Origin of the sequence: Halomonas sp. 5021, assembly GCF_036663435.1 — a bacterium.
Classification (GTDB): domain Bacteria; phylum Pseudomonadota; class Gammaproteobacteria; order Pseudomonadales; family Halomonadaceae; genus Vreelandella; species Vreelandella janggokensis.
Genome location: NZ_JAXOVU010000009.1, coordinates 84,076 through 106,605, shown reverse-complemented (window position 1 = coordinate 106,605; position 22,530 = coordinate 84,076). Strand labels below are relative to the sequence as shown.

General features: G+C 58.2%; 29 protein-coding genes. 12 read left to right on the top strand and 17 right to left on the bottom strand.

Features of this window, described 5'->3' with window-relative positions; all coding sequences use genetic code 11:
- Positions 1-276 precede the first annotated feature (276 nt).
- The 5 genes from R3F64_RS14455 to R3F64_RS14435 all read right to left on the bottom strand — a co-directional run bounded on the left by R3F64_RS14455 (position 277) and on the right by R3F64_RS14435 (position 3,616).
- Positions 277-708, bottom strand: a complete 432-nt coding sequence (locus R3F64_RS14455; RefSeq protein ID WP_264827801.1) for a GNAT family N-acetyltransferase — start codon at positions 706-708, stop codon at positions 277-279.
- 37 nt (positions 709-745) lie between these two features.
- Positions 746-1,216, bottom strand: a complete 471-nt coding sequence (locus R3F64_RS14450) for a nucleotidyltransferase (protein ID WP_264827803.1) — start codon at positions 1,214-1,216, stop codon at positions 746-748.
- A 74-nt stretch (positions 1,217-1,290) separates the two neighbouring features.
- Positions 1,291-2,184: a dihydrodipicolinate synthase family protein gene (locus tag R3F64_RS14445; protein WP_332612187.1), complete on the bottom strand. Its 894-nt coding sequence runs from the start codon at positions 2,182-2,184 to the stop codon at positions 1,291-1,293.
- A 13-nt stretch (positions 2,185-2,197) separates the two neighbouring features.
- Positions 2,198-2,518 (bottom strand): hypothetical protein, encoded by a 321-nt coding sequence (locus tag R3F64_RS14440; RefSeq protein WP_332612185.1) that lies wholly within the window; start codon positions 2,516-2,518, stop codon positions 2,198-2,200.
- A 51-nt stretch (positions 2,519-2,569) separates the two neighbouring features.
- Positions 2,570-3,616 (bottom strand): DUF3541 domain-containing protein, encoded by a 1,047-nt coding sequence (locus R3F64_RS14435; protein ID WP_332612182.1) that lies wholly within the window; start codon positions 3,614-3,616, stop codon positions 2,570-2,572.
- A gap of 139 nt (positions 3,617-3,755) precedes the next feature.
- Between R3F64_RS14435 and R3F64_RS14430 the strand changes: the two genes are divergently transcribed.
- Together R3F64_RS14430 and R3F64_RS14425 are read left to right on the top strand one after the other, a co-directional pair.
- Positions 3,756-4,586, top strand: a complete 831-nt coding sequence (locus R3F64_RS14430; RefSeq protein WP_332612180.1) for an AraC family transcriptional regulator — start codon at positions 3,756-3,758, stop codon at positions 4,584-4,586.
- A gap of 25 nt (positions 4,587-4,611) precedes the next feature.
- Complete coding sequence (locus tag R3F64_RS14425) at positions 4,612-5,226, top strand: LysE family translocator (RefSeq protein WP_199284857.1); 615 nt, start codon at positions 4,612-4,614, stop codon at positions 5,224-5,226.
- A gap of 61 nt (positions 5,227-5,287) precedes the next feature.
- Here the strand turns inward: R3F64_RS14425 and R3F64_RS14420 are convergent, their stop codons facing one another.
- Positions 5,288-6,964 (bottom strand): methyl-accepting chemotaxis protein, encoded by a 1,677-nt coding sequence (locus tag R3F64_RS14420; RefSeq protein WP_199284856.1) that lies wholly within the window; start codon positions 6,962-6,964, stop codon positions 5,288-5,290.
- A gap of 302 nt (positions 6,965-7,266) precedes the next feature.
- Between R3F64_RS14420 and phnC the strand changes: the two genes are divergently transcribed.
- From phnC to R3F64_RS14395, 5 genes are read left to right on the top strand one after another with little or no spacing between them, the layout of a single operon-like run.
- Complete coding sequence (gene phnC, locus R3F64_RS14415; RefSeq protein ID WP_199284855.1) at positions 7,267-8,112, top strand: phosphonate ABC transporter ATP-binding protein; 846 nt, start codon at positions 7,267-7,269, stop codon at positions 8,110-8,112.
- The gene (phnD, locus tag R3F64_RS14410; RefSeq protein ID WP_199284854.1) at positions 8,109-8,978 is read left to right on the top strand and encodes a phosphate/phosphite/phosphonate ABC transporter substrate-binding protein; all 870 of its coding nucleotides are present in this window, start codon (positions 8,109-8,111) and stop codon (positions 8,976-8,978) included. Before phnC ends, phnD begins: the two co-directional genes overlap by 4 nt.
- Before the next feature lie 9 nt (positions 8,979-8,987).
- Complete coding sequence (phnE, locus tag R3F64_RS14405) at positions 8,988-9,818, top strand: phosphonate ABC transporter, permease protein PhnE (RefSeq protein ID WP_199284853.1); 831 nt, start codon at positions 8,988-8,990, stop codon at positions 9,816-9,818.
- Positions 9,819-9,827: 9 nt separating this feature from the next.
- The gene (locus tag R3F64_RS14400; RefSeq protein WP_199284852.1) at positions 9,828-10,838 is read left to right on the top strand and encodes a phosphonate dehydrogenase; all 1,011 of its coding nucleotides are present in this window, start codon (positions 9,828-9,830) and stop codon (positions 10,836-10,838) included.
- Positions 10,832-11,692, top strand: coding sequence for a LysR family transcriptional regulator (locus R3F64_RS14395; protein WP_199284851.1), 861 nt, complete (start codon positions 10,832-10,834; stop codon positions 11,690-11,692). The genes R3F64_RS14400 and R3F64_RS14395 overlap by 7 nt, the downstream gene beginning before the upstream one ends.
- Before the next feature lie 190 nt (positions 11,693-11,882).
- Here the strand turns inward: R3F64_RS14395 and R3F64_RS14390 are convergent, their stop codons facing one another.
- Positions 11,883-12,332, bottom strand: a complete 450-nt coding sequence (locus R3F64_RS14390; protein WP_199284850.1) for a GNAT family N-acetyltransferase — start codon at positions 12,330-12,332, stop codon at positions 11,883-11,885.
- A gap of 10 nt (positions 12,333-12,342) precedes the next feature.
- Positions 12,343-12,717: a winged helix-turn-helix transcriptional regulator gene (locus R3F64_RS14385; RefSeq protein WP_176301976.1), complete on the bottom strand. Its 375-nt coding sequence runs from the start codon at positions 12,715-12,717 to the stop codon at positions 12,343-12,345.
- Between the two features lie 81 nt (positions 12,718-12,798).
- Between R3F64_RS14385 and R3F64_RS14380 the strand changes: the two genes are divergently transcribed.
- Entirely contained in the window at positions 12,799-13,125 is a 327-nt protein-coding gene (locus R3F64_RS14380) for a nuclear transport factor 2 family protein (protein ID WP_233337369.1), read from the top strand.
- Positions 13,125-13,898 carry an SDR family oxidoreductase gene (locus tag R3F64_RS14375; RefSeq protein WP_199284848.1) on the top strand — a complete coding sequence of 258 codons (774 nt, stop codon included), beginning with the start codon at positions 13,125-13,127 and terminating at the stop codon, positions 13,896-13,898. The genes R3F64_RS14380 and R3F64_RS14375 overlap by 1 nt, the downstream gene beginning before the upstream one ends.
- Before the next feature lie 29 nt (positions 13,899-13,927).
- Here R3F64_RS14375 and R3F64_RS14370 read toward each other — a convergent pair whose 3' ends face one another.
- The 3 genes from R3F64_RS14370 to R3F64_RS14360 form a co-directional block, all read right to left on the bottom strand.
- Positions 13,928-14,257, bottom strand: coding sequence for a hypothetical protein (locus R3F64_RS14370; RefSeq protein ID WP_199284847.1), 330 nt, complete (start codon positions 14,255-14,257; stop codon positions 13,928-13,930).
- Between the two features lie 143 nt (positions 14,258-14,400).
- On the bottom strand, positions 14,401-15,030 hold the full coding sequence (locus R3F64_RS14365; protein WP_199284846.1) for an SDR family oxidoreductase: 630 nt from the start codon (positions 15,028-15,030) through the stop codon (positions 14,401-14,403).
- A gap of 54 nt (positions 15,031-15,084) precedes the next feature.
- On the bottom strand, positions 15,085-16,125 hold the full coding sequence (locus R3F64_RS14360) for a DUF3541 domain-containing protein (RefSeq protein WP_199284845.1): 1,041 nt from the start codon (positions 16,123-16,125) through the stop codon (positions 15,085-15,087).
- A 140-nt stretch (positions 16,126-16,265) separates the two neighbouring features.
- Between R3F64_RS14360 and R3F64_RS14355 the strand changes: the two genes are divergently transcribed.
- Both R3F64_RS14355 and R3F64_RS14350 read left to right on the top strand, forming a co-directional pair.
- Complete coding sequence (locus R3F64_RS14355) at positions 16,266-17,096, top strand: AraC family transcriptional regulator (protein ID WP_199284844.1); 831 nt, start codon at positions 16,266-16,268, stop codon at positions 17,094-17,096.
- Between the two features lie 25 nt (positions 17,097-17,121).
- Positions 17,122-17,727 carry a LysE family translocator gene (locus tag R3F64_RS14350; protein ID WP_085920356.1) on the top strand — a complete coding sequence of 202 codons (606 nt, stop codon included), beginning with the start codon at positions 17,122-17,124 and terminating at the stop codon, positions 17,725-17,727.
- A gap of 118 nt (positions 17,728-17,845) precedes the next feature.
- Here the strand turns inward: R3F64_RS14350 and trpA are convergent, their stop codons facing one another.
- Positions 17,846-18,664, bottom strand: coding sequence for a tryptophan synthase subunit alpha (trpA, locus tag R3F64_RS14345; protein ID WP_309782397.1), 819 nt, complete (start codon positions 18,662-18,664; stop codon positions 17,846-17,848).
- A 44-nt stretch (positions 18,665-18,708) separates the two neighbouring features.
- On the bottom strand, positions 18,709-19,938 hold the full coding sequence (trpB, locus tag R3F64_RS14340; protein ID WP_309781956.1) for a tryptophan synthase subunit beta: 1,230 nt from the start codon (positions 19,936-19,938) through the stop codon (positions 18,709-18,711).
- Positions 19,939-20,044: 106 nt separating this feature from the next.
- Here trpB and R3F64_RS14335 point away from each other — a divergent pair, with 106 nt between their 5' ends.
- Positions 20,045-20,950 carry a LysR family transcriptional regulator gene (locus R3F64_RS14335; RefSeq protein ID WP_309781958.1) on the top strand — a complete coding sequence of 302 codons (906 nt, stop codon included), beginning with the start codon at positions 20,045-20,047 and terminating at the stop codon, positions 20,948-20,950.
- An 11-nt stretch (positions 20,951-20,961) separates the two neighbouring features.
- Here R3F64_RS14335 and brnA read toward each other — a convergent pair whose 3' ends face one another.
- The 4 genes from brnA to R3F64_RS14315 all read right to left on the bottom strand — a co-directional run bounded on the left by brnA (position 20,962) and on the right by R3F64_RS14315 (position 22,523).
- The gene (gene brnA / locus R3F64_RS14330; protein WP_085920353.1) at positions 20,962-21,222 is read right to left on the bottom strand and encodes a type II toxin-antitoxin system BrnA family antitoxin; all 261 of its coding nucleotides are present in this window, start codon (positions 21,220-21,222) and stop codon (positions 20,962-20,964) included.
- Positions 21,212-21,331 carry a BrnT family toxin gene (locus R3F64_RS14325; RefSeq protein WP_254902987.1) on the bottom strand — a complete coding sequence of 40 codons (120 nt, stop codon included), beginning with the start codon at positions 21,329-21,331 and terminating at the stop codon, positions 21,212-21,214. The genes brnA and R3F64_RS14325 overlap by 11 nt, the downstream gene beginning before the upstream one ends.
- A 19-nt stretch (positions 21,332-21,350) precedes the next feature.
- Positions 21,351-21,476, bottom strand: a complete 126-nt coding sequence (locus R3F64_RS14320; RefSeq protein ID WP_254902988.1) for a hypothetical protein — start codon at positions 21,474-21,476, stop codon at positions 21,351-21,353.
- Positions 21,477-21,581: 105 nt separating this feature from the next.
- A complete protein-coding gene (locus R3F64_RS14315; RefSeq protein WP_332612158.1) occupies positions 21,582-22,523 on the bottom strand; it encodes a LysR family transcriptional regulator in 942 nt (313 codons plus the stop codon).
- Positions 22,524-22,530 lie beyond the last annotated feature (7 nt).

Genomic DNA, 22,530 nt, shown 5'->3' with positions numbered 1-22,530 from the left:
GTTCTATGATTGAATGAACGTGCTGGCACTTTTTCCAGCAAATGCAGCCTGCCAAACTCTCCCAAGCCTATGCTTATTTGGGATATTAATCACCTTCAGGCCGCATATCAAAACGTCGCGCGCTTGTGGCATTTCACGGCACTGCCACTCAGGGTTAACGACGTCATGCGCGCGCTCCCCCCCGCCGTCGCCTCAATCCCTTCAATCGGCTTCACCACGTAGCTCCAGGCAATGTCCTGGTTTTCGCCCAGCGAGAAATACGTGGTGTAACAACGGCTAAACGTTCGGGTTATCCCCATTCACAAACGAGTACAGCTGAATATCCGACCGACAGATCCAGCCCTGGCTAGCCCAGAATTGTTTGGCCGTTTCGTTCTCGGGGAGGATCATTAGATGCGACTTCAGAATGCCCTCATGCTTGAGCGCTTCCAGGCAAAGGCTTACCAACTGCGTGGCGATGCCTTTGCGGCGCTGGGAATCCGCCACCGATAAATGCTGGACATAGCCGCGCTTGCCGTCGTGGCCCGCCATGATCGTGCCCACCAGTTGCCCTTCCACTTCTGCCACAAAGCTCAGGCCGGGGTTGCGCCGCAGGTACTTCTCAATGCCCGCTCGGGAATCCGCATCGCGCAGCCGCACGCCCTCGCTTCCGCTCCATAGGTCGATGGTGGCGTCATAGTCATCGATGGTCATGGTGCGGTAGTGCATGTCTGTGGCTCTCACGGGTGACGGTTAGTTTCGGGCGTTAACATGCACTCTCACACATAGCGCGAACATCATCGATATCAACTGGTCTAGCGAGCTTCGATTTATAGTGAATCAAGTCTTCCTTCAACATCAGGGGAAGCGCAAGGCCCAATAAATTGACGGTTTCATAACGATCAAAATCTACGTCAAGCGGTACCCAGGACTGTCTGGCGGCATCTAGAATGTGCGCGCCTTTGGCGTTGCCAACTTCCACCTTGATGCCCTCATACTTGAACTGTACGTAGGTTAAATCCCAGCCCTCCTCGCAGCGGTGTGCGGCGGGCTTGGATAGGTAGGCCTGCCCTGCCTGCACCACCGTCGCGAAGTGCGCGTCGGGAACAAACAGATCAATATCATTCAGCGCTCGATCAGCACCATAGCCCCTTGCGGCGAGACCTCCGCAGATTTGAAACGGAATATTCCTATCCTTGAGTAGTCTCACTATCCATTGGGCGGCTAACTGATGCATGACGGCTCCTTTCAATGGGGCGTTGCAGCGGGTTCAATGCAGGCCGAGTCAGGGCCTTCCATAAACTGGTGGCCTCAGCTTAACGCAAGCGTTTCAACAACGGCTTTGACTCTTTCACGGGCTTCGCCTTGCAGCGTGTTCAGCGGCTGAGGCAGGCAGGGTTGGCTGACGTCACCGGTGAGTTCGGCGATGGTGGCGGTAACCCGTAGACTGCCGCCGTAGTCACGGTAGAGCGCCCATAGCGGCTCGAGTGCCTGGGAGCGGGCCATCGCTTGCTCGGTATCGCCTGCCTGGGCGGCGCGGGTGAGCGCCAGTGCGATGTCCGGGTAGAGCCCGCCGATCACCGAGTACCAGGCATCGCACCCGGCAAGTAACCCGGTGGCAGCGGCCGGGTCGCCGCTGATGCCGATGGTCACATCAGAAGGGATTACCCCGCGCAGCTCTGCAACGCGTGCCTGGGCAGCGGCCAGATCGTTCTGCACCGGCGGTATCTTGATCGAGCGCACCTGGGGCAGTTGGGCGATGCGCCCGTGCAGTTCGTCGCTGAAGTGAAAGTTCGTGGTGCCGGGATTGTCGTAAACGCAGAGCGGCACGCTCAGCGAGCGGCAGACCGTTTCGTACAGGCTGAACACTTCCTCATCGGTGAGCTTTTGATACGACACCGGCGCCAGCAGCACGCCACTTGCGCCTGCTTGCTGGGCATGTTCGGCATTGATCAGCACATCGCGGGTGCGTAGCGCGCCAATACCGGCGATGACGGGCACCCTGGCGGCCCTTTCCACGCTCAGTTTGACCACGCGGGCACGCTCGTCACTGTTCAAATAGGCGTAACTGCCCGTCGAGCCCAGCACACCGATGGAGTCCACCTCGGCTTCCGCCAGGCGCGCCACCAGGCGAGCAAACTCATGCTCGTTAATGCCCTGCTCGTTCATGGGGGTTAGCGGAAATGCGCTCAGGCCGGTCAACATGATGAAGGCTCCTTTACTGCCCAAAGCTGATCCCCAGGCGCAGCGCCTGGAGGCCGTCAAATTCGACACTGACTTCGTCAGAGAACACCGGGTGCCCCTGAACGGCCATATCCACGGTCGCCTGAGCGCCCTGATACGTAAGGGTAATGGCGATATTGGCTGAGGTGCTGATCGGCGCCGTCACCCCGTACGTCACGTCATCGACGTTGATGGACGACAGCCCGCGATCTTCCAGTTGCTGTTCAACTTCCTGTTGTACGGCCACGCCGTAATAGACGTACAAGCCAGCGTAACCCAGCGCTACCAGTACAATCAGTGAAAAGAGCTTTCCCATGTAAATTCCTCAAGCGTATGACGTTGGCACCATGCTGCCCGTCAGGGCTTTTCAGCGCTGGCCCACTCCGTCCGAGAGGTCGGGGCCGGGATACAGATGGCCCGGCCAGCGTAACACCATGATCGCCAGAACGTTGCGATGTTCACCCCCCGCCAGTCCCTTTTCCCCCGAGGGCGAGGGAATGATGCCGCTGGCCGGGTCCACCGCCGCCACCAGCGCCTCGCGCACCCGGCCCACCAGCGGGTGGTCGTCGCGACCGGCTAGCTGGAAGGCCAGTGCCACTTCGGCCTGGATGTCGGCCGTGGCCCGGGTCATGATACCGACTGCCTCCCGCTCCAGCGCTTCCAGCACCCAAGCGTGCACTTCCGGGTTCACCTTCCGCTGGTAGTAGCGGCTGTCAGCGATGACGAAGTGGGTCAAGCCATAGAGCCAGTTACGGTACTCGGCGTCGTCGAGTTCGGCGACTCGCTCGGGGGGGTAGTGGCGCCGGAAGGCTGCCTCCACCTCCCGGCGCAGATCCATCACGCCGAGCTGGTGAAGAAAGTACGCATAGTTGGCCACCTGAGCAGCATAGACCTCGATCACCGAGGGGTCGGTCAGGAAGGCCGCCCAGTCGACCTCTGCCTGGTAGTCCAGCGCCCGTTGGTGGTCCTCAATGGCTGGCAGCAGGTCGTGGTACTCGGCCTGGACAAGCCGGAACAGCAGAGACCGGGCAAAGGCGATTTCCCCCCACTCCCCCAGCATGGCACGTCGAGCGCGCTGCTTGGCCGTGCGCTGGGAGTAGTCGGCAACGATCGCCCGGCTGCGGGTAGCCGCGTACCCAGGCTCAGCCAGGCCGGCGATGTCTTCCTCGAGTCGCACCATTAGACGCTCGCCGTAGGCACGATTGAGGGGCCGCCAGCGCTGCTCGCCCGTCAGGCGGTAGAGCCGCTGGGCAAAGTGGCGCTGCTTGTCCTCGGACAGCGTCGGAAGCGCCTGTTCGTAGACTTCCTGGATGGCCAGACCGGCGTCACGCTGTGCGTCACGTTCCACTTGCGGCGCCATGACGGTGCAGCCGGTCAACAACAGCACCATCATCAATGAAAAGAGTTTTCTCATACCAACTCCTTGGTGGTGTTCGCTAGCGATAGCCCATCATTGCACAGTCGATGAGCAATTATGTACAAGCATCAGTGACATTGTCGGCATAAGCTAGGGGTGTGTTTCGAGGTGTTGGGTTTCATCAGGGGAGGTCGGCATGAGCAACGCTAGCCGGTTTGAGTTCTTCAAGAGTCATCATGTGCCGACACTGACGGTGCTGAAGGCGGCGATTGAGGATTTCAGCTACGACCCGCATGCCCATGAGGAGTATGCCTTTGGCGTTACGCTGGCCGGGCGTCAGGACTTTTTCAGCGGTGGGCAGTTTCACCGTAGCCCACCGGGCAACGTGATTCTATTCAACCCGGAAGAAGTCCACGACGGGCATTCGGGTGGTGAGCGGGCGCTGGATTACCTGATGGTGTACGCCCATCCGGAACAGGTGAAACCGCTGTTTGCTGATGTCTTGGGCCACGAGCGCGGCGCGGATTTCCGCTCCCGTCAAACACTGATCCAGGATGCGCCACTGCGCCAGGCCATTTTAGAACTGACGCGCTTGGTGACGTCTCAGGCCGGTAGCTGCATCGATCAGGAGAACGCGCTTTATCGGGTAGTAGAGCGTACGGCGCAGCTGGGCGGCCATGTTCAACCCAGCCAGGTTACGCACCGGCCGGAGGCCCTGCTGGACCTGGCGCGGGAGTATATCCACGCGCATCTGGAAGCGGATATGTCGCTGGACGACATCAGCCAGGCCGCACACCTGTCCAAGTACCATTTCTTGCGTCTGTTCCGTCAGCATTTCGGCATGACGCCGCATCAATACGTGATGAATGGCCGGGTCAATGCGGCCCGTGCCGCGCTCGACCAGGGCACCCCGTTGACCGAGGTAGCACTCCGCTTTGGCTTTGCCGACCTGAGCCATTTCAATCGCCGCTTCAAGCGTATTTATGGTATGACGCCCCACCAATATCAGCGCGATATCGCCCGCTAGTCCCACCACGCATAGAGGTTTTACCATGTTAGCAATCATCGCCTATGCCCTGGGCGTCATGTATACCCCTGGGCCTGTGAATCTGCTCGGCCTGAACGTGGGCATCAATGGCCAGGCCAGACAGTCGTTGGGATTTTGCCTTGGCGTGGGCACGGCGATGCTGGCGTATTTATTGGTGTTGGGTTGGGCGGGCGCTGCCTGGATCAATGATGACGCACTGGTGGTCGTAAGCGCCCTGGGGTGTAGTTATATCATTTATCTGGCCTGCAAAATTGCCCGCGCCAACGCCGACTTCAGCACGCCCGCTAACGTCCCTCGGCTGGTTAGTTATCGCGATGGGTTAGTCATGCAGTTACTGAACCCCAAAGCCATTGTCGCCACCCTGCCGATTACTACACTGCAATTTCCTGCCGCTGGCATTAATGGGCTTAGCCTAGTGATGTGGGCGTTCGGGCTTGCCATGCTAGCCGCGGGCGCGCCTGGCAGTTACGTAGTGATGGGCAGTTTGGTCGGCCAGCGGATTAAAAACCCAGCCGTTGTGAGGCGCTTTAATGGGCTAATGGCCGGGCTATTGGTCGCCGTGGCGTTTTCGATCGGGTTTGAGCATGTATGGCTGCCGCTTACCTCTTCTGCCAGTTAGGACGTTAGCTGATTGCTCAGAAAAAAAGCGCCCTGAGGGCGCTTTTCATAACGGCTAGCGATTAGAAAGAAGTCCATTTCTCGGTGTCTTGCTTGCCACCAATCACGTGAGCCGGCAAGCTTTTAGTGGCCCGTGGCTGGCTGTCACGCGCTTTTGGCGTAGCGGGTAGCGCACGTTGGCTTTGGCCGGTGGTCGTTCCTCTAAAGAACGATACCTCCTTCAACAACGCTTCCGCTTGGCTTTGCAATGAACGTCCTGCCGCACTGGACTCTTCCACCAGGCTCGCGTTCTGCTGGGTGACGCTGTCCATTTGCGAGACGGCCGTGTTTACCTGCTCGATACCTTGGGACTGCTCGCGGCTGGCAGTGGCAATCTCACCCATCAACACCGAGACGCGCTTAACACCATGAACGATACCTTCGAGCGACTTGCCTGCTTGGTTGACCAGACTTGAGCCGTTGTCGACTTGGCCGATACTCTCCTCAACGAGCTTTTTGATATCTTTGGCGGCGTCAGCACTACGCCCTGCCAGGTTGCGTACTTCGTTCGCCACTACCGCAAAGCCACGCCCCTGCTCGCCCGCACGTGCGGCTTCTACCGAGGCATTCAGCGCCAGCAAATTGGTCTGGAAGGCGATTTCATCGATCAAGCCGACGATACCGGCAATCTTGCGGCTTGAAGCGTTGATACCTTCCATTGCCTTGATGGCTTGACCTGCGATCTCGCCCCCGGCGTTAGCTTGCTGGTTAACATCGTGCACGAGCTTGTCGGCTTCGGAAGCGTTGTCGGCGTTCTGGCGCACGGTGGAGGTGATTTCGTCCATTGATGCCGCGGTCTGTTCGATGCTGGAGGCCTGCTCCTGCGTCCGGCGGCTGAGATCATCAGTGCCTAGCACGATTTCGTCGGCGGCCACATTCACGGACTCGGCGTTATTACGAACGGACATGACCACCTGCGAGAACTTGGTTTCCATGCTCTTTAACGCTCTGAGCATCACACCAAACTCATCCTTGGCTGAAGCGTCGACGTCGTTATCGAGCCTGCCTTCAGCCATGGCGTTGGCAAGTGCTTGCGCCTTGCCCAGCGGTGTCATGATGCCGCGAACCAACCATATTGAGAGCAGAATGCCGAAGATGATCGCCGCCACCATAACGCCTATAACGAAGTTGCGCGTCCAAATATAGTCGCTTGATGACTGCTGGTTATTGGCGGCGGCTTGGGCGCTGTTAAGGTCGATAAGGCCCTGAATCGCCGTGAGCACTTTAGGGTATTCAGCACGTAGCGTGGTGGTGGCTATCTCTCTGGCGGCGTCATAATCATTGCCAATCATTGCCGCGTTAATATCGTCAATACCGGCACGCAGACTGGCTAGCGACACGATAAAGCTTTCGGCTATTGCACGCTCTTGATCACCAGAAACACGCTCAGGGAAGTAATCATTCCAGGCGGCGTCGATAATGGCATCGTTCTCCGCAACCTCTTGTTTCGTTGTTATAGCAGATGCCGGGGTTCGATCACGCTGCTCGGCCGTTATCTTTACCCGGTTGCCGAGCAGTGCTTGGTTGACCTTAATAAGATCACCCAAGGTGAGTACGTTCCCCTCATAAGTACTGTTGAGGGCATCGTTGGTTTTGCTGAGACTGTAGAGACCGATAATACCGACAACAATTAACATTAAGATGCACGCGCCTAAACTCACGGCAAGCCGCAGTTTAACGCTTCGATTCAGAAGTAGCATGGGGGGATCTCGTGAAAGCCCGCAGCGCGTTGCATTGGGCAGGTGGAAGCCATCTCGGTAACTTCAAGTGTTTAGGCCCAACGCATCTTGATACCAAGCAAAATGCATTATCGGCACGCGCACAGAAACATTAAATTTTTTTAACTTATAAAGCGCCAATTTCTTATGTCATTACATGCTGCCCGCCCCCTTTGATGGTCATTAACTTATCATCTGCATGACACAGCTTTGTCACCTAGGAGCGCTAACGTTGCATTGTGAGTCACAATCAAGTGAGCTCATACATTGCAGAAGGTGATCCAATGGAGCCTGTTCAATTCTCTGACTTAATGCTCCGCATCGAGAAAATGGGGGTGACATATCCTGGGAATGTTCTCGCACTCCGACCCACCACCGTTGATTTCCACAAAGGCGAGTTTACGGTTCTACTCGGTCTTTCCGGTGCAGGTAAATCTACGTTACTGCGCTCCCTCAACCACTTGGTGCGGCCCAGCACCGGCAAAGTGATCTCGGCTGAACTAGGTGCGCTCGAAACCATTACTACGGTACGCCGCCATCGGTGCAAAACCGCCATGGTTTTCCAGCATCATCAGCTCATTGAACGCCACACGGCACTCCAGAATGTGCTGATGGGTCGGCTTGCTTACCACAGCACCTGGCGCAGTTTGTTTCCGCTACCCAGGCAGGAACAGGAGCTTGCCCTGCACTGCCTGGATCGCGTAGGCCTGGCTGAGAAGGCGCTTACCAGGGTCGATCAGCTTTCCGGAGGGCAGCAGCAGCGCGTGGGCATTGCGCGTGCCTTGGCGCAGCAGCCCGCCATGATCCTGGCGGACGAGCCAGTGGCCAGCCTTGACCCGGCAACCTCTGAGCGAGTGCTTACATTATTGCGAGACATATGCCGTGAAGATGGTATTACCGCCATTATTTCACTGCACCAGCTGGAATATGCCCAGCGGTTTGCTGACCGCATTATTGGTTTAGCGAATGCCCAAATCGTTTTCGATGCAGCCCCGGCACAGTTACAGCAATGCCACCTGGATGAGATTTACCACGGTGCGCCAGGGGTTTTACCCGAAGCCGATGAAACCACCAACCCCAACCCTCAATCCGCGAATACCACTTCGATAAAACTGGAGATTGCACAATGAAACCGCTATTCAGCTTTTTCTTCGCTATCTGTCTTATGGCTGGAATGACCGTGTCGGCCTTAGCTGCGGATCCTGATCCAAATCCAGACCTGTTAAAAGTCGCACTGCTCCCTGATGAAAACGCTTCTGAACTGATCAAACGCAACCAGCCATTGAAAGACTATCTTGAAAGCACGCTTGGCAAAGAAATTGAGCTAATTGTCACTACAGATTACTCCTCCATGATCGAAGCCATGCGTTTTGGTCGCATCGACCTCGCCTACTTCGGGCCCCTCTCCTATGTGATGGCAAAAAGCAAAAGCGAGATCGAACCCTTTGCGGCCATGATTGTGGATGGCAAGCCCACCTACCGCTCCATCATTATTGCCAATGTCGATTCCGGCGTTGAGTCTTATGCCGATATCGAGGGCATGAAGATGGCCTATGGCGACCGAGCCTCCACTTCAAGCCACCTGATTCCCAAAACCGTGTTGCTTGAATCGGCTGGTTTGGAAGCAGGAGAGGACTATGAAGCCCATTTTGTTGGCTCCCATGATGCCGTGGCGGTGAACGTTGCCAATGGTAATGCAGATGCAGGGGGACTATCGGAAGTGATCTTTGAACATGTGATGGACCGCGGCCTGATAGATCGCAGCAAGGTTAGGGTGTTGGGTCACAGTGGGGAGTATCCGCAGTACCCCTGGGCGATGCGTTCCAACTTGAGCCCGGAACTCAAGCAGGAGATACAAGACGCTTTCATTAGCATTGATGATGAAGAAATCCTGAGCAACCTGAAAGCCGAAGGTTTCGCCGTTATCACTGACTCCGATTACGATGTGATCCGGGAAATGGGTAGTCTGCTCAACCTTGACTTCGCCAAGATGTAAGGGGGCATTATGAATCAGACCAAAACGGATCCGCCGGCCCTTTCTTCATTTTCTCCTGACGCGGTGCTGGCCGAACACGCGCGCGGCTGGCGGAGTAAGCTCTTCCAAGTGGGCTCGTTACTGGCAGTGGTTCTCCTGGCTAGTTGGTACGTGGACTTGCTGGATTTTCGCACCCTAGCCAACGGGGTTCCTGCCATCGCCACCCTGCTGGGTGAATCGCTACCGCCCGATTTCACCAATGCCAGGGATTGGATGTCTCCGTTGGTCGATACGCTCGCCATGAGCATTGCTGGCACGGCAATAGCGGTCATCGCTTCCGTGCCCCTGGCGTTCCTGGCTGCTCGCAATACCTCGCCCCATCCCGTGGTCTTCCACGTAACCCGCACGTTGCTAAATGCTCTGCGCTCGGTGCCCGAGTTGATTATGGGCATTATCTTCGTTGCTGCAGTGGGTTTTGGCGCCTTGCCGGGCGTGCTAGCGCTCGGCCTTCATTCCATCGGGATGGTGGGTAAATTCTTTGCCGAAGCGATTGAGCATGTCGACCCAGACCCAGTGGAAGCCGCCAATGCCGCTGGCGCAACTCGATTACAGATTCACTGGCACGCTGTGCTGCCGCAGGTTCTTCCGCAGTTTGCCGATGTTTCCATCTATCGCTGGGAATACAATTTTCGCGCCTCTACGGTCATGGGCATGGTGGGGGCTGGCGGGATCGGCTTCGAGCTAATGGGCTCTTTACGTGTCATGCAGTACCAGGAAGTCAGCGCCATCCTGATTGTCATACTCGTTATGGTGACGATGGTGGATAGCCTTAGCGGCCATCTTCGTAAGAAATTCAAGTAAGGAAATCAAATGAAACCAAGAGTTTTCATTACCCACCGGGTACATAACAGTGTGCTGGAAAGGCTGGAACAGAGCTGTGAATTAATCACCAACCAGTCAGACACTACCTTACCCGCCGCCGAGGTAAAGGCCCGCGCGGCAACCGCAGATGGCATGATGGTGTTTATGCCGGATCGGGTCAGCGAGGAATTTCTGGCTGGCTGCCCCAAGCTGAAAGTCATTGGCGCCGCCTTGAAGGGATACGATAATTTCGATGTGGAGGCCTGTACGCGTCATGGCGTTTGGCTGACCTTCGTACCGGATTTGCTGACAGTGCCAACGGCTGAACTCACCATAGGGCTAACCATTAGCCTAATCCGACATGTTCGGGCGGCCGATGAGTATGTTCGTTCTGGCCAGTTCAGAGGGTGGCAGCCAATGTTCTATGGGCTTGGGATTGCAGACGCCACTGTGGGTATCGTCGGCATGGGGCCCATCGGCAAGGCTGTGGCAACACGGCTCAAAGGCTGGGGGGCCACCTTGCTGTATTCTCAGCCAGACGCCTTGCCCGCCGCTGAGGAGGAAACGCTCGGCGTGGCGCGCAAGTCGCTTGAAGAGCTGCTCGGGCAAGCCGACATTGTCATTTTGGCCCTGCCGCTCAATAAACAAACCCTGCATACCATGAACGCTGCGCGCTTGGCTCTGATGAAACCAGGCGCCTATTTGATCAACCCATGCCGGGGTTCTGTAGTGCAGGAAGCTGCCGTTTTGGAAGCATTGGGGTCTGGGCAGTTGGGCGGCTACGCAGCGGATGTTTTTGAAATGGAAGATTGGGCTCGAGAGGATCGTCCGCAAGAGATTTGCCCCACTTTGCGAGCACATCCCAACACGCTATTCACGGCACACATTGGCTCTGCCGTCCAGGATGTGCGGCTGATGATTGAACAGCGTGCTGCCGACAACATTCTGCAAGCGTTACAAGGAGAACGCCCTCAGGATGCGGCTAATTCGCCCACTATCACTGAGACAACTCCATGCTGAACTTGGTCTGGCTGAAAAGTTTTACCACACTGGTTCAGCATCGACGTTTTCAGGCCGCCGCCCAAGCTCTCGGTATCGCACAACCCACGCTTTCACAGCACATTCAAAAGCTCGAAGAGCAGCTAGGTGCCCTGTTGATACGCCGCAGTAAAACGGGATGCGAGCCCACCAAAGCAGCCCTGGCGCTTATGCCTCTAGCGCTTAGTATGTTGCAACTGGACGAGCGTGCCCGAGAAGTCGTTAGCGGTACGCGTTTACGCGTAGGGGCAAGTTCTAACATCGGTATTTACATGCTCCAGCCCTACGTGAGCACGTTCAAGAACATTCCGACGGTACCTGAGCTGGACCTAGTGATTGATAACAATCCAAACATTGCCAGACAATTGACCAGCGGCGAGCTGGATATTGCGGTGATGGAGTGGTGGAACCCGAAACCTGGCTTCCAGGCAATGGATTGGCGACAGGAACCCGTGGTTTTAATTACCCGACCAGATCACCCCTATGCGGGCTGGCATGAAATAGACCGGGAAACCCTTGCCGGAATGAGCTTGCTTGGTGGTGAACCCGGAACAGGTACTGGCCGGTTGCTGGCGAACTTCTTTGGCGAAAGAGGGCCGTTCCCGAAGGTTTCAATGCAACTGGGCAGTACCGAAGCGGTTAAACAGGCTGTCAAAGCTGGCCTGGGCGTATCACTGGTGCTGGCAGCTTGCGTCGAAGAGGAGATTCAAGCGGGCACCTTATGTGCCATCCCGGTCAGTGATGCCGCATTGGCAAAAAAACTGATGGTCATTTGCCCTGAGACGCTTGCGCGGCAACCGCCAGTTTCCACTTTCGTCAGCCATATATGTCAGTGAAAATTGAGGGACATCTTTAGAGCCAGGGAAGGCGTGTGGGTGGCTAAGAATAGGTGCCATTGAGACCCCAAACTTCGCAGAATCGTTAGAAGACGCGGGTGGGGTTGGGTGAGACTCAGTGCAATGATTACAGAGTTACGTACAAGGTATAATTGTAGTTATGTCTCTTGCACTAGCGCTAGCACTACAGCTAAACGTTCTCGTTATCTCCATTTACAAACGAATAGAGCAGAATATCGGATCGGTACGCCCAGCCCTGATTGGCCCAGAACGTCTGGGCGGCTTCGTTCTCGGGAAGAATCATCAGGTGTGATTTTTGGATGCCTTCGCTCTTGAGCGCTTCCAGGCAGAGGCTTACCAGCCGTGTGGCGATGCCTAACCGGCGGTGAGAATCCGCCACCGAGAGGTGCTGCACATAACCACGCTTACCGTCGTGGCCCGCCATAATTGTTCCCACCAGCTCTTCTTCTCCATCTCCTTCGCCTTCTACTTCTGCCACAAAGCTCAGGCCGGGGTTGCGCAGCAGGTATTTCTCGATGCCTTCACGTGAATCAGCGTCGCGAATCCTCACGCCTTCACTCTCGCTCCATAGGGCAATGGCGGCGTCATAGTCGTTGATGGTCATGGTGCGGTAGTGCATTAGGCGGCTCTCATTGGGTGGCGGCGGTGTCTTGATCGTTCTGTTCGGCTGGCTGTTGGAAGTGGTCCTTCTGCTCGGCCCATTTCAGCAAGGCATCCAGCGCCGGGCAGAGCGTTTGCCCCCATTCGGTGAGGCGGTACTCCACTTTTGGCGGCACCTGGGGGTAGACCTTGCGGGCCACGATGCCATCCGCTTCCAGTTGGCGCAGCTGTTGGGCCAGCATTTTCTGGGAGATGTCGGGGATGAGTTTTTCGAAATCGGAGTAGCGCTGCACTTTTCCATCGAAGAGATGAAAGAGAATAATGAGCTTCCAGCGCCCTTCCAGCATTTTTAATACATTTTCCACATCGCTTGCGGCGGTAGCGGGCGTATAAATCTTTCTCATGGGTGAGCTTTTGTGCGTTCTTGATAACGCGTCAGTCTAGGCAGAAGATTCTCTCACATTAACTTACGAGAGATGACCATCATGAGCTTGTCACTGCCAGACGCGATCACTACTTACTTCAGCATCAGCAACGGTGCGGATGCCTCCCACATTGCGGATTGCTTCACTCAAGATGCCTGTGTGTTTGACGAAGGCGAGACGCACCGCGGGCACACCGCTATTCAAGCGTGGATGCGTGCCACCCGCGAGAAGATTGAGTATAGCGTCGAGCCGGTCAGTGTTTCCCAGCAAGGCAACACGATGGTGGTTACCGCGACCGTTACCGGCAACTTCCCCGGCAGCCCGGTGCAACTTGACCACGCTTTCCAGCTTGCCGAGTCGCAAATCCAGTCATTGGAGATCCACTAATGAACCTGAACTTGAACGGGCGACGCGTATTGATCACCGGCGGCAGCAAAGGGGTTGGTGCGGCCGCGGTGGCTCTCTTTCGCGAGGAAGGCGCGCAAGTGCTAACAACCGCCCGTACTCGCCCCGCCGACCTGCCCGATGAGCTGTTTGTAACTGCTGACCTGACGACGGCCGAAGGCTGTGCCACGGTGGCCGATGCAGTCAACGATCGCTTGGGCGGCGTGGATATTGTCGTTCACGTACTGGGTGGTTCATCCGCCCCCGGCGGCGGGTTCGCGGCCCTTGGGGAGGAAGAGTGGCAGCGCGAGCTCGACATCAATCTGTTCCCTGCCGTACGGCTGGATCGCGCCCTGCTGCCCGGCATGCTAGCCCAGGGCGATGGAGTGATTATCCACGTGACCTCCATTCAGCGTGAACTTCCCCTCCCCGAATCAACTACGGCTTACGCGGCGGCCAAAGCGGCGCTCTCCACCTATAGCAAGAGCTTGTCAAAAGAGGTGTCACCCAAAGGGGTGCGCGTGGTTCGGGTGTCGCCGGGCTGGATCGAGACGGAAGCCGCCGTTGCGCTGGCCGAGCGGATTGCCCAAGACGCAGGGACCGATTACGCAGGCGGCAAGCAGATCATCATGGAAGCGCTGGGCGGCATCCCGATTGGCCGTCCTTCTAAACCTGCGGAAGTGGCCAACCTGATTGGATTTCTGGCGTCGCCGCTGGCGGCCACCATCACGGGCACGGAGTACGTGATCGATGGCGGCACCGTGCCCGTCGCTTAAGGAGGCGGCGAAGTGGCGGCCACCTGGTTTTAGTCGTCACCCTGCCCGAAGCCAATGCCCAGGCGCAGCGCCTGAAGGCCGTCGAACTCGACGCTGACCTCGTCTGAAAAGACCGGGTGGCCTTGCACGGCCAAGTCCAGCGCGGCTTCAGCGCCGCGGTACGCGACGGTCATGGTGATGTTCGCGGAGGTGCTGATGGGCGCCAGCAGGCCATACTCGACGTGGTCCACACTGACGGAGGAAAGCCCGCGCTCATCCAACTGCGCTTGCGCTTCCTGCTTCACGGTCACGCCGTAATAGACGTAGAGCCCGGCATAGCCCAGTGCGAGCACAACTAACAGTGATAATAGCTTTTTCATCGCGTTTCTCGAATTGTCAGAACTTGGATGGCGGATGCCTGTGGTAACGGAGACCCTAACGCAACGCCGCCACCCTGGTATCGCGTAAGCGACGCAGGGCGGCGGAGTGTCGGTTAGTAGACGGGCAATGCCGGCGGCGATGGTTACTTGATGATATCGCCTATCGGCCGTTTGCCGTCCAACAGCATGAATTCCTGGTTGGTAATGTTGGCGTTTTGCACGGTATGCAGCAGCGCGTGGGCGACGTTGGCGCGGGAGATCTGGTTATCGCCCGCTTCTTCCAAGGAATCCGCGAACTGCTGGCTTGCGGGTTCGTCCGTCAGGCGACCGGGTTTGAGGATGACATAGGGTACGCCGCTGGTGCGCAGATGAGCATCGGCGGCGAATTTCGCGGCCATGTAGGGGCGCAGTTTTTCCGGCGCTTGCATGGGGTCTTCGGCGCGCATGGCGCTGATCATCACGTAGCGCGAAAGGCCCTGCTCGCTTGCGATATCCGACGCACGAACGGCCGCGTAAAGGTCGATCAGCAGAGTTTTATCCGGCCCGGTGTGAGGGCCTGAACCGGCGGTGAACACCACCTGGTCGCAGCCTTCAAAGGCGTGGGCAAAATCGCCTTCCAGATCGGCAATCACGGTCTTGATGCCGCGCTCCTTAAACCACGGCAACTGTTCTTCACTGCGCAGCATCGCCTTGATAGGCGTGCCCGCCTGCTGAGCCAGCTCGCAGAACTGTTTGCCAATCTGTCCGTTCGCACCAATCACTAGCGTGGTCATAGCACCTCCTTATGGTGAACTGATATCCCATCAGTGTAGGCGGATTGGCATAATTCAACCGGGCGCGTCCGAGAGGTCGGGGCCGGGATGCAGGCGGCCCGGCCAGCGCAGCACCATAATCGCCAGAACGTTGCGGTGTTCACCCCCCGCCAGCCCCGTTTCCCCTTCGGGCGAGGGAATGATACCGCTGGCCGGGTCTATCGCCGCTACCAGCGCCTCACGGACCTGGCCCACCAGCGGGTGGTCCTCACGACCGGCCAGCAGGAAGGCCATTGCCACCTCGGCTTGGATGTCGGCCGTGGCGCGGGCCAAGATGCCGGTTGTCTCCCGCTCCAGCGCGTCCAGCACCCAAGCGTGCACCTCTGGGTCCACCTTGCGCTGATAGTAGCGGCTGTCAGCGATGACGAAGTGGGTCAGACCATAGAGCCAGTTACGGTACTCGGCGTCGTCGAGCTTGGCGACTCGATCAGGCGGGTAGCGACGCTGGAAAGCCGCCTCCACCTCCCGGCGCAGGTCCATCACGCCTAGCTGGTGAAGGAAGTACGTATAGTTGGCCACCTGAGCGGCATAGATCCCGATCACCGCGGGGTCAGTCAAAAAGGGCGCCCAGGCGACCTCGGCTTGGTAGCCCAACGCCCGCTCGTGATCTTCAAGGGCCGGCAGCAGGCCGTGGTACTCGGCCTGAACCTGCCGGAACAGCAGCGAACGGGCGAAGGCGATCTCCCCCCACTCCCCCAGCATGGCGCGTCGGGCACGCTGCTTGGCTGTGCTCTGGGAGTAGTCGGCAACGATCGCCCGGCTGCGGGCAGTCGCGTACCCGGGCTCGGCCAGGCCGACGATGTCCTCCTCGAGTCGCGTCAGTAGTCGCTCGCCGTAGGCTTGATTGAGGGGCCGCCAGCGCTGCTCGCCAGTCAGGCGGTAGAGCCGCTGGGCAAAGTGGCGCTGCTTGTCCTCGGACAGCGTCGGCAGCGCCTGCTCGTAGACCGCCTGGATGGCCAAACCGGCATCGCGCTGGGCGTCACGCTCCGTCTGCTGCTCGATGGCGGCACAGCCGACCAACGCCAGCACCATCATCAGTGAAAAGAGTTTTCTCATGCCGACTCCCTTGAGGGTGTTCACTAACGATAGTCGATCATTGCACTGTCGATGAGCAATTATGTACAAGCATCAGTGACATTGTCGGCATAAGCTAGGGCTGTGTTTCGAGGTGTTGGGTTTCATCAGGAGAGGTCGGCATGAGCAACGCCAGCCGGTTTAAGTTCTTCAAAAGTCATCATGTGCCGACGCTAACGGTGCTGAAAGCGGCCATTGAAGACTTCAGCTACGACCCGCATGCCCATGAGGAATATGCCTTTGGCGTGACGCTGGCCGGGCGTCAGGACTTTTTCAGCGGCGGCCAGTTTCATCGCAGCCCGCCGGGCAACGTGATTTTGTTTAATCCAGAAGAAGTCCACGACGGGCATTCGGGTGGTGAGCGGGCGCTGGATTACCTGATGGTGTACGCCCATCCGGAACAGGTGACGCCGCTGTTCGCCGAGGTACTTGGCCGCGAAAGCGCCACAGGCTTCCGTTCCGACCAAACGCTGATTCAGGATGCGCCCCTGCGCCATGCCATTATCGAGCTGGCCCGTTTGGTAAGTACCCAGGCCGGTAGCTGCATTGACCAGGAGAATGTGCTTTATCAGGTGGTTGAGCGAACCGTTCAGCTAGGCGGCCGCGTTCAACCCAGCCGCGTCACGCAACGGCCGGATGCCCTGCTGGACCTTGCCAGGGCGTATATCCTCGCCCACCTGGAAACCGATATGTCGCTTGACGACATCAGCCAGGCTGCGCATTTATCCAAGTACCACTTTTTGCGGCTGTTTCGGCAGCACTACGGCATGACGCCTCACCAGTACGTGATTAATTGCCGGATCAATGCGGCCCGTGCAGCGCTGGATCAGGGGGCGCCGCTGAATGAGGTGGCGTTGCGGTTTGGGTTTGCCGACCTTAGCCATTTCAATCGCCGCTTCAAGCGCATCTACGGCATGACGCCCCACCAATACCAGCGCGATATCACGCGTTAGCCAAACCCCACTTAGAGGTTCCAACATGTTAGCAATCGTCGCCTATGCCCTGGGCGTCATGTACACCCCTGGGCCTGTGAATCTGCTCGGCCTGAATGTAGGTATCAATGGCCAGGCCAGACAGTCGGTGGGGTTTTGCCTGGGCGTGGGAACGGCCATGCTTGTGTACCTGCTGGTGTTGGGCTGGGCGGGCGCTGCCTGGATCAGCGGTAACGCCCTGATCCTGGTGAGTGCGCTGGGCTGTAGCTATATTGTTTACTTGGCCGTCAAGATTGCCCGCGCCAGCGCGGATTTGGACGAGCCTGATCATGCACCGCGCCTGCTGAACTTTCGCGATGGGCTGGTGATGCAGCTGCTCAACCCGAAGGCCATCGTCGCGACCCTGCCCATAGCCACCCTTCAGTTTCCGGCGGCGGGCATTCAGGGCGTCAGCCTGGTGATCTGGGCGCTGGGGCTGTCCGCCATGGCGGCGGGCGCCCCCGGCAGCTATGTGGTCATTGGCAGCCTGGTGGGTGAGCGTATTAAAAGCACGCGGGTCGTGAAGGGCTTCAACTGGCTGATGGCGGGGCTATTGGTCGCCGTGGCGCTGTCGATTGGTGCCGAACATGTGTGGAGGCCGCTTGTGTCCTGAGCGTTTAACACTTCGACAGCGATGACATGGTCCAACCGCCAATCACCTTATAACCCCTATTCGCTTTTTATTTAATAGCCATGAGTTTCCGGCCCCACAGCGTCGTTTCCGCTTCTGTCTACCTCCGGCAGGCCCTGACGCTTTCCGCCAGTTCACTGACCAACCCATGTACCCGCTCCACGGCTTCATCAGGCGTCGTGGCGTGTTCGATGCAGTCGACCAGTGCGGAGCCCACCACCACCGCATCGCTATAGCGGCCAATGGTTGCCGCCTGCTCGGCGGTGCGGATACCGAAGCCGACGGCGATGGGCAGTTCGGTATCTTCCCGCAGGCGCGAAACTGAGGCTTCCAGCCGTTCCGGTGTGGGGGCACTGCCGCCGGTCACGCCCGCCACGGAGACGTAGTAGATAAACCCGGAGGCGTTCGCCAACACTCGGGGCAGGCGTTTGGCATCGGTGGTTGGGGTGGCCAGACGGATAAAGTCGATGCCGTGCCGAAACGCAGGCTGGCAGAGTTCTTCGTCGTGCTCGGGGGGCAGATCCACCACGATCAGACCGTCTACCCCGGCACGGGCGGCATCGGTCAAGAAGCGCTCAACGCCGTAGCGGTAAATGGGATTGTAGTAACCCATGAGCACAATCGGCGTGGTGCTGTCCTGTTCGCGGAAGGTGCGTACCATGTCCAGCGTTTTGGCCTGGGTCTGGCCGTTGTTCAGGGCGCGCTGGGCTGCTTTTTGAATGGCGGGACCATCGGCCATGGGGTCGCTGAACGGCATGCCCAGCTCGATAATATCCACCCCGGCGGCAGGCAGCCCGTGCAGCAGGCGACGCGAGGTGACGGCATCCGGGTCACCGGCGGTCAGGTAGCTGATCAGTGCCGGACGGTTTTGCTGCTTGAGTGTACTGAAGCAGCGGTCAAGACGTGTTGGGTTGCGCATGGTCTGACTCACGGTAGCGTTCATCGCGTTTTCCTGGATAGCGCTCATACGTTTTTCACTCCGAATTTATCGCCAAGGTGATGGGCGACGCTCGTCATGTCCTTGTCGCCACGGCCGCTCAGGTTGATCACCATCAAGTGCTCGCGGGGAAGCTGGGGCGCGCGTTTGGCCACTTCTGCCAACGCATGGGCGGTTTCCAGGGCGGGAATAATGCCTTCCTTGCGGCAGCAGATCTGGAATGCCTCCAGCGCCTCGTCATCGGTGGCCGAGACGTACTCGACCCGCTTCTGCTCGTGTAACCAGGCGTGCTCGGGCCCGATACCGGGGTAGTCCAGCCCGGCGGAAATCGAGTGGGCATCGGTAATCTGGCCGTCTTCGTCTTGCAGCAGGTAGGTGCGGTTGCCGTGCAGGACCCCAGGGGTGCCGCCGTTCAGGCTGGCAGCGTGCAGGCCGCTTTTGACGCCCTTGCCGCCCGCTTCCACACCGACCATGTGAACGTCCGGGTCATCCAGGAACGGGTAGAACAGCCCAATGGCATTTGAGCCGCCGCCCACGCAGGCAACGAGTGAATCCGGCAGACGGCCTTCCTTTTCCAGCATCTGGGCGCGGGTTTCATGGCCGATGACGGCCTGGAAGTCACGCACCATGGCGGGGTACGGGTGCGGCCCGGCCACGGTGCCAATGATGTAGAAGGTGTCGTCCACATTGGTGACCCAGTCACGCAGCGCTTCGTTCATGGCGTCCTTGAGCGTGCCGGTGCCGGAAGTGACGGGGACGATTTCCGCGCCCAGCAGCTTCATGCGGAAGACGTTGGTCTGCTGGCGTTCGATGTCCGTCGTGCCCATGTAGATGACGCAGGGCAAACCAAAACGCGCCGCTACGGTGGCAGTGGCGACGCCGTGCATCCCTGCGCCGGTTTCGGCGATGATGCGCTTCTTGCCCATCTGCTTGGCCAGCAGCACCTGGCCGATGCAGTTGTTGATCTTGTGCGCGCCGGTGTGGTTGAGCTCTTCACGCTTGAGATAAATGCTCGCTCCGCCAAAGTGCTCGGTCAGCCGTTCGGCGAAATAGAGCGGGCTGGGCCGCCCTACGTAATCGCCCTGAAAGTAGTCCAGCTGACGCTGAAATTCGGGGTCGTTTTTGGCGGTGGTGTATTCGTCTTGCAGCTCCAGAATCAGCGGCATCAGGGTTTCGGCGACAAAGCGGCCGCCAAAGTTGCCAAACAGGCCGTTGGCATCGGGCAGGCTCTGGGATATGTCTACAGGTTGATTCATCACGACCTCTGAATGCGTTATCGAACAATGCAATGAAAGTAGCGCAAGCAGGCGGGGAGAAAAATCGATAAGATGTCATCAACCTGTGAGCTGGAGTCACACATCAATGCACAATAGCCTGCCACCGCTTAGCGCCTTGCGCGCCTTCGAGGCCACTGCCCGGCTGGGCAGCGTGACCGCCGCTGCCGAGGAGTTGAGCGTGACCCACGGCGCCGTCAGCCGCCAATTAAGAAGCCTGGATGACCATTTTGGCGTGGCGCTGTTTACCAAAGCGGGCCGCGGCATTGTGCTGACGCCCCACGGCGAGAAGCTACAAAGCGGCCTGAGCGATGCTTTTGCCCAACTGCGCGATAGTTGCGCCGCGCTCAAACGTGATGTGGAGGATGCGCCCTTCACTCTCGCCTGCCCCGGCAGCCTGCTGGCCCGCTGGCTGATTCCCCGGCTGGACCGCCTTCACCGTGACCTGCCTGACCTCAAGCTGAAAGTGGTGGTTAGCGAAAGTGAGCATCCTGAAAAGCAGACGGACGCCAGCGCGAGCCTTGCGTTTTCCGAGCCGCCCTGGCCCGCCGAGGTGGACGTCGTCGAGCTTATCCCGGAGCAGATATGCGCGGTGGCGAGCCCGCCACTGGCCGCGCAGTGCGACCCAGCCAACCCGGCAACGCTATTCGACAACACGCTGCTATACACCGCCTCGCGCCCTCAGGCCTGGCCGCAGTGGGCCAGTGCACATGGGCTTGAGCAGTCACAACTTGAAGCGGCGCTACGTAAAGGTCAGGGATTTGAGCACCTTTACTACCTGATGGAAGCGGCCGTGGCGGGGTTGGGCGTGGCGATTGCCCCCACGCTATTGGTGGAAGACGACCTGAAGAGCGGCCGACTGGTCGCCCCCTGGGGCAGCATCGAAACCCCCGCCCGGCTCTGCCTGTGGCTGCCCGCTCAGGCGGACTTACTCACCCACCCCCGCCGAAGCGAGCCGCTGGCGGAATGGCTTAAGGGGGAGCTTGGGAGATAAATGCGAAGGCGTTAGTGAGGCTGCGTGTTGTCCGGAAGCTTGTGACTCGCTTCGGCTTTCAACCGTTCAACCAGCCAAACTTTGATAATAGATTGACGCGTAACGCCGATACGGGCGGCCTCACGATCCAGGGACTCAACCACCCAAGCGGGGAAGTCGACATTGATTCGCTTCGGATCTTGATTAACATGGTGTGCCGTAGATAAATCAAGATCGTCAACGATGTCTTCGCTATCCTGGTCAAATTTTTGATCAAAGTCGTTAGCTTTCATAGAGTTCTACCTCTCTTTTTCGCGAGCGCCTTACCGAAATGAGTCGAATTTTTTCATTTCGGTAGGTGATGACGGCAGACCAGTGTTTATCACCAATCAGCCCTATCATCAGAAAACGCGGCTCATCATCATGATTTGGCTTGAATTTCCAGCAAATCAGGATCATTCCAAAGCGCCTGAGCATCTAGAAAGTCAATTCCATGCTTTATCCGATTGGCTACGCTTTTGTCATCATCATACTCAAAGTCGCTCATGAGTATAAATTATTCCTTTTTTACTCAAACCACAAGGTAGCCCAACACTTCCTTGCTGCTCAACAAGCATGCCGAGACAGCTTTATGCCGCCTTTTTACCTCTACTCACCCACTCAAGCGCTCGCTGTTACTGGCTACCCGTTCCGCCAGAAAATCCGCCACGGCCCGGATACGGGCTGATTGGGTAAGATCCGTCTGGATGACCAGGTAAATGGGCTGATCCACGCCGATATCGGACTCGAGGCAGACGAGCTCAGCCTCCAGCGCCAGAAAGTGCGGCAGCACCGCGATCCCCAGCCCCGCTTTGGCCGCCGCTAGCTGGGTCGCAAGCGACGTCGTGGTCAATGCAGGTTCGCGACCTCGTAGCATCCGTTCAACCCACTGGGCAGCGGGCAAGTGCGCTTGCGTATCCCCCCAGGTGATAAAGGCATCCGTGTCATAATCGCCCGCGTCATCATGAGCCTTGCGCTGCGCTGTATAGCCGGGGCTCGCGTAAAGTCCGAACCCCAGCATACCCAAGCGTCGAAGGGTGACATTGCCCCGCTCGGGCTTGACCATTCTAAGGGCTAAATCGGCGTCGCGACGGTGCAGGTTGACGGTGGTGATATCGGTCACCAACTCAAGCGTGATGCCGGGGTACTGCGCATGAAATTGTGGCAATGCGGGCAGAATCAGCGCCGTGGCCAGGTTTTCAGCGGTCGCCAAACGCACTCTGCCGCTCAGTTGCGCAGTATTGGAAACCCCGCTGGTAAACGCCGCCGCTGCTGCCTCCAAGGCTTCAGCTTTCTCGATTAGCCCCGCGCCCTCCTCGGTAAGCTGATAGCCAGATTGCTGGCGTACAAACAGTGGCAGCTTTAAAGCGTTTTCCAGCCGTTCGATACGCCGGGAGAGCGTGGCGATGCCCAGGTTCAGCTCGGCGGCGGCACCACTCAGCGTGCCGTGGCGGGCCACTGCCAGAAAGGTGCGTGTGTCGTCCCATACCCAACCACGCGGCATGTGTTTTTCATAATCGGAAATTTGTTTATCGAATTCGTTAATTTTTTTCATTAACGGA